This is a genomic window from Butyrivibrio sp., assembly GCF_024699075.1.
In genome coordinates, this window is record NZ_JAILQF010000439.1 from 1 (window position 1) to 5,846 (window position 5,846).

7 protein-coding genes are annotated in these 5,846 nt (G+C 35.7%); 1 reads left to right on the forward strand and 6 read right to left on the reverse strand.

Going from position 1 to position 5,846, the window contains the following annotated elements; all coding sequences use genetic code 11:
- Positions 1 to 155, reverse strand: a 155-nt coding sequence (locus K6G87_RS20105) for an RNA-binding domain-containing protein (protein WP_442863378.1), incomplete at its 3' end; no start/stop codon positions are given.
- 59 nt (positions 156 to 214) lie between these two features.
- Positions 215 to 352, reverse strand: coding sequence for a hypothetical protein (locus tag K6G87_RS17270; RefSeq protein ID WP_296840038.1), 138 nt, complete (start codon positions 350 to 352; stop codon positions 215 to 217).
- 574 nt (positions 353 to 926) lie between these two features.
- Between K6G87_RS17270 and K6G87_RS17275 the strand changes: the two genes are divergently transcribed.
- Positions 927 to 1,349: an EamA family transporter gene (locus K6G87_RS17275; protein WP_296840041.1), complete on the forward strand. Its 423-nt coding sequence runs from the start codon at positions 927 to 929 to the stop codon at positions 1,347 to 1,349.
- Positions 1,350 to 1,542: 193 nt separating this feature from the next.
- Here K6G87_RS17275 and K6G87_RS17280 read toward each other — a convergent pair whose 3' ends face one another.
- The 4 genes from K6G87_RS17280 to K6G87_RS17295 all read right to left on the reverse strand — a co-directional run.
- Positions 1,543 to 2,868 (reverse strand): sensor histidine kinase, encoded by a 1,326-nt coding sequence (locus tag K6G87_RS17280; protein ID WP_296840044.1) that lies wholly within the window; start codon positions 2,866 to 2,868, stop codon positions 1,543 to 1,545.
- Positions 2,865 to 3,533, reverse strand: coding sequence for a winged helix-turn-helix domain-containing protein (locus K6G87_RS17285; protein ID WP_296840046.1), 669 nt, complete (start codon positions 3,531 to 3,533; stop codon positions 2,865 to 2,867). The genes K6G87_RS17280 and K6G87_RS17285 overlap by 4 nt, the downstream gene beginning before the upstream one ends.
- 17 nt (positions 3,534 to 3,550) lie before the next feature.
- A complete protein-coding gene (locus K6G87_RS17290) occupies positions 3,551 to 5,314 on the reverse strand; it encodes a Na/Pi cotransporter family protein (RefSeq protein WP_296840048.1) in 1,764 nt (587 codons plus the stop codon).
- Positions 5,315 to 5,528: 214 nt separating this feature from the next.
- Positions 5,529 to 5,846: phosphate signaling complex PhoU family protein (locus K6G87_RS17295; RefSeq protein ID WP_296840050.1), on the reverse strand; the 318-nt coding region annotated here is incomplete at its 5' end.

The following is a 5,846-nucleotide window of genomic DNA, read 5'->3' on the forward strand; positions in this document are numbered from 1 at the left end:
TTGTCCTTAACTCCAAAATATAGTACTCCATAGCCATTCTTATTGAGCATAGATGCCAATGAAGTTATTCCTTCCCGGAGCTCACCAGTTGTTTTCTTGAACTCTATCTTTTCTGTTTCTACTCCTATATTCACTGCCACTCGACTCCCAAACACACTATTATTAGCACTGCAACTGTTTTCAAATCATCTCAGCTACTTCCCACTATCATGAATTATACTCTATTCATTGCTTTTTTGCTACTCTTTTTCGCTACTTTATTTGCTACTTTATTTGCCACTTTATTTGCTACTTTATTTGCTACTTTATTCGCTACTTTATTCGCTACTTTATTTGCTTCTTTATTTGCCATTTTATCCGCTACTGAATTGTTTCTTCCTTTTTGGGCATCAAAAGTAGTCAAAAAGTAGTCAGCACAGGCTATGCTCCTGTTAAACTCGCAAACGCTTAGCTTTTTACTCGTTATAAAATCACTGCTGACGCAGTTCTACGGGTACGGGGTTTATAACCCCGCACCCGAAATCAAGATATTCCCACCACCTAAAGGTGATGGGTTATCTTGATCATTTTATATATTTTAATCCAAGGTAATCCATACATGTTTTAAATCGATCTTGGCAAATTTTTTTAATTCCTTTAACTAATTAAAATTGTAAACAATATATTTTTCATTGTCGATAAATATATTAACTATAAGGATGTGGTGCCTATGGTGAGGGAGATAGATATGGTAAGAATCTGTATCAGCAGGTTGATTCTCAACCTTGCTCAAGCGGGCCAGTCAATGCTCGCTCAGGCGAACCAGACAAATCAGGGGTGTCCTATCACTTCTTCAATAGATCCTCGGCTATTGTCATCACCCACTAAAGATGTATGATAATAATATGTAAAAAGAACCTGAAATAAAATATTTCACTAAAAAAGAGGTGTATATTATGTGGTTACTATTTGCTATTCTTTCATCAGTTTTCGCTGCTCTTACTTCAATTCTTGCCAAGATCGGTATAGAAGGTGTTAACTCCAATCTTGCAACAGCTATACGTACAGCGGTAGTTCTTATTATGTCATGGGCCATGGTATTTATTACCAATACCCAAAAAGGGATAGGAGATATCACGCAGAAAAGCTGGATCTTCCTCGTTCTTTCAGGACTTGCTACAGGAGCATCATGGCTGTGCTATTACAAGGCTCTCCAGATAGGAGAAGCGTCAAAGGTAGTTCCTATCGATAAACTAAGCGTAGTAATAACCCTTATACTTGCATTCATCTTCCTCCATGAGCAGTTCACTATAAAGTCTGTTATCGGATGTATACTTATCGGTATTGGTACACTCTTTATGGTACTTTAAAGAACATGCATGATTAAAACTCATGTCTTTATTTCTTAATGTTATCAAAGTAACTTCAAAAGGCGATAAACCATTCATCTGTTCACTTTTTGCTAAAAGAGGCTCAAAGTTAATAGATGACTGATTTATCGCCTTTTATATTTATAGGATTATTAAGTAGTTACTTCCTCATACATTATCATTTATATGACCATCAGAATATGACAGATATAGTAGTTCCTACTCCGGGAGCACTATCAAGTTCAATCTTAGCATCATGAATCTCAACAATATGCTTTACAATTGCAAGACCAAGGCCTGTACCACCTGTAGCTTTTGATCTGCTCTTATCTACTCGGTAAAATCTTTCAAATACTCTCTGCTGCTCTGAAGCAGGAATTCCTATTCCATTATCCTTAACTGTAAGGATAACACTACCATTTTTATTTAACACAGAAATCATAACTTTACCATCCGCATTATTGTATCTGATAGCATTCTGTGCAAGATTCTCAACAAGTTCCTTTAACATGTCACGATTTCCGCATACTTGACAGGAACTGCCTTCAAGCGAAATGTTAATACTTCTTTGTCTTGCATTTTCACTGAGTTCTTCCATACACTCATTTACAACTTCATATAAATCAACATCTTCAAAAGAAGGTTCATGACCTTTCCTATCCAGATCAGATAATCTTATTATGTCATTTATAAGTGCAAGCAGCCTGTCTGCATTTTTTCTTATTTCCTGATAAAAGTGATTTTGTTGCTCTTCTGTGACCATACCGCTTTCCAAAAGTTCAGCATACCCTGAAATTGCTGTAAGTGGAGTCTTAAGCTCATGAGATACATTTGCTGTAAAATCCTGTCTTGCTTTTGCAGCAGCCAGAATATCTGTATGCTGACTTCTAAGCATCTCTGCAAGAGGATCAAGCTCTTTATAAGGAGATTCGTAATCTGCATTCTCCAGATTTGCAGCCATTGTTTCTATAGGAAGCAAAAGAAGTCTTGTAAGCATATGTGAAATAGCAATGCATATAGCAATTATAAGAAGTATTATAAGAGCAATTATAGGTGCTGCAGACATAAACAGTGACAGAAGACTTTGAGCATTTGTAGCTACTCTTAGTACTGTTCCATTATCAAGAAGAACAGCATAATAGAATGTATTCTCATTCATCGTATCTGACCTTCTGACAGTCTCTCCTTCACCATTTTTAAAGGCTTCTATTATCTCCGGTCTGTCATTATGATTAGAAAGAAGCTTGGCTGATGCATCGTTATCATACAAAACCGTTCCATCTGAATCGATCCAGGTCACACGAAGTTCATCTATATCCGTCGAAAGATCTATTTCATCTGTATTAATATCAACAGACTCAAAATAATGAGTATCCTTAAGAAGCTTTGCGCTAATAGAAAGTTCAGTTCTAACCTGCTGCTGAAACAGATTGTAATATATAATTGTAATCCCTATGACTGTAGAAATAACCGCAAGAATTGCGATACCTACAAGTCTTACATTTATCTTACTTTTCATTCGATCACATATCCTACGTTTCTCACAGTTTTAATTCTGGAGCCATAGTCTCCAAGCTTTTTACGAAGGGTTTTTACATGCATATCAATAGTTCTTGATTCACCCTCATAATCAGTTCCCCAAACCTGATCCATGATAGTGTCCCTGTTAAGTACAATACCTTGATTTCTTACAAATAGGGATAAAAGCTCGTATTCCTTATATGTAAGTTCTACAAGATTTCCATCTATTGAAACCTCATGCTTATCATTATTTATAACAAGGCTATCAAGCGTCAGTTCTTTGACATTCTCTGCAAGAGTCCTTCTAAGAAGAGCCTTAACCCTTGAAATCAGCTCCATTACAGAGAATGGCTTTTTAATATAATCATCTGCTCCATCTTCTATTCCTTTTACCAGATCAAGATCTGTTGTCTTAGCTGTTACCATGATAACAGGAAGCTTTTTGGTATTGGAATTTCTTCTGAGCCTTTTTACAATTTCATTTCCATTTTCATCAGGAAGCATCACATCCACAAGACACAGATCAGGAATAACTTCATCTATCTTTTTATAAAAATCTCCTGCACAGTTAAATCCCAAAACCTTATGTCCTGCATTCATAAGTGCAAACTCTTCTATCTCCCTTATGCTATCATCATCTTCGACTATATAAATAAGTGCCATCTAATTCTCCCAATGCTTTACTTTTTAAGAGGATACATCTGTAATAAATTATGGTATTCACTGTCAAAAGATGCTCTCTCATCCTGTGAAAAGTTCTTAAAATACTCATGAGTACTATAATCATTGTCATATATTGTGATCATCTCAACTGCTATATTAGAGCAATGATCAGAAACTCTCTCAAGTCCTGTCAATATATCTTCAAGTATAAATCCAAGCTCTATAGAACACTTGCCTTTCCTAAGCCTTTTAATATGATTCTTTTTGATCTTCTTGGATAAAGTGTCAATTACTTCCTCTAAAGGCTCTACATGAGTAGCCATTTCATCATTTCCCTGGCAGAAGCTACTTACGGTCAAACTGCATATATCATTAACAGCCCTGCACAATGTGCTTATCTCTCTTTTAGCACTTTTGGTAAAAGAAAGATCCTTTTTATTGATCTTTTCTGCTGCCTTTACAATCTCCATGGCATGATCAGAAATTCTTTCAAAATCGCTAAGACTATGAAGGATTATAGACAAGCTCTGGCTATCTGTTGTAGAAAGATTTTTACCGGATAGTTTTACAAGATATGATCCAAGTACATCTTCATATTTATCAGCAATTGATTCAATCTTTATTACTTCTTTGCATTTGTCCTCATTATACTCCTGCAATACTTCAAGAGCGAGTCCCATGGACTTTTGCACAAGCTCTGCCATTTCCCTTATCTTATCCCTGCAAAGCTCCATAGCAAATGCAGGGCTTTCAAGAAATCTTTCATCGATAGAAACAGCATATTCTTCTTTTTCTTCAGCTGCTCCGTCTCTAATGGTAATTTCTGCAAGCTTTACAAGCTTATCAGCAAACGGGAATAAAAGAAGTGTCGCACCTATATTAAAAAGACTGTGTATAACAGCAATTCCTGCAGCATTTGCAGATTCATTCAAAAATGCAAAATCAATAAATGGATTAATTGAATAGAATACAACCATAAATATAATGGTTCCGATAAGATTGAAATACAGATGTACCATTGCAGCACGTCTTGCATTCTTATTTGCACCAATAGATGAAATAATACTTGTCACGCAGGTTCCAATATTCTGACCCATTATAATAGGCAGCGCCACGGAATAATGAACTGCACCTGTTACGCAAAGTGCCTGAAGTATACCAACTGATGCCGATGAACTTTGAATGATCGCAGTAAGAATTGCACCTACTGCCATTCCAAGTAAAGGATTACTAAAAGCTGTCATCATATTTGTAAATGCAGCATTATCAGCAAGCCCTGAAACGGCACTACTCATAGTCTCCATTCCAAACATAAGAATTGCAAAGCCTATTAGTATTCCGCCAATATCTTTTTTCTTTGATTCATTTTTTCCTGTCATTACAAGAATAATACCTATAGCAGCAAGAACAGGTGAAAAGGAAGATGGCTTGAGAAGTTTAAGCCAAATGTTACTACCTTCAATTCCTGTAAGCGATAACATCCAGGATGTGATCGTCGTACCAATGTTGGCACCCATAATAATGCCAACTGCCTGTGACAATTTCATTATCCCTGAATTTACAAATCCAACGACCATAACTGTCGTAGCAGATGATGACTGAATCACTGCAGTTACACCAGCTCCAAGAAGTACTGCAAATATCCTCTTTTTAGTAAGCTTTTCAAGAACCTTTTCAAGCTTTCCACCAGCCATCTTGGAAAGACTGTCTCCCATAAGACTCATTCCATAAAGAAATAAAGCAAGACCGCCTATCATATTTAGTACACTAAAAATATCCATACATTTTCTTTCCTTTTTATTATTCTTATCCATTTATCAGAATAAATAGCGAAAGTAAAATGTAGGTATATTCTTATGTAAAATCTATGTAAAATTACAGCCCATATTCTCTGTCAATAATTATTATCTCTAACCAGCATTAAAATATAATTACAACTAATATGAAAAAGCTTTAATCCTTCTGACTAGTCTTAATTATCAGAAGGCAAAAGCTTTATACATCATCATAATCTTCTGATGTTTTTAAAGAATAGATAACCCATTCTGCAATGTTGGTCGCATGATCACCAATTCTTTCAAAGTACTTTGCAACCATAAGGATATCTGTTGCTTCTTCTCCTTCCTCAGGATTATTAAGTATAAGCTTAATAACATCATTTTTGGCTTCCACAAACAGATCATCAACAACATCGTCATGTTCTATGACTTCTCTTGCCTTTTCAATATCCTTCTCAACATAGGCTTCAATACTGTGATTGAGCATCATCATTGTTTCCGTAGCCATCTTGGAAATATGTTCAAACTTATCAAT

Bases quoted from the DNA above. Each gene is read 5' to 3' on its own strand.
- K6G87_RS17270 (WP_296840038.1), bottom strand. From the start codon at position 352: ATGGCAAATAAAGAAGCAAATAAAGTAGCGAATAAAGTAGCGAATAAA.
- K6G87_RS17280 (WP_296840044.1), bottom strand. From the start codon at position 2,868: ATGAAAAGTAAGATAAATGTAAGACTTGTAGGTATCGCAATTCTTGCG.
- K6G87_RS17285 (WP_296840046.1), bottom strand. From the start codon at position 3,533: ATGGCACTTATTTATATAGTCGAAGATGATGATAGCATAAGGGAGATA.
- K6G87_RS17290 (WP_296840048.1), bottom strand. From the start codon at position 5,314: ATGGATATTTTTAGTGTACTAAATATGATAGGCGGTCTTGCTTTATTT.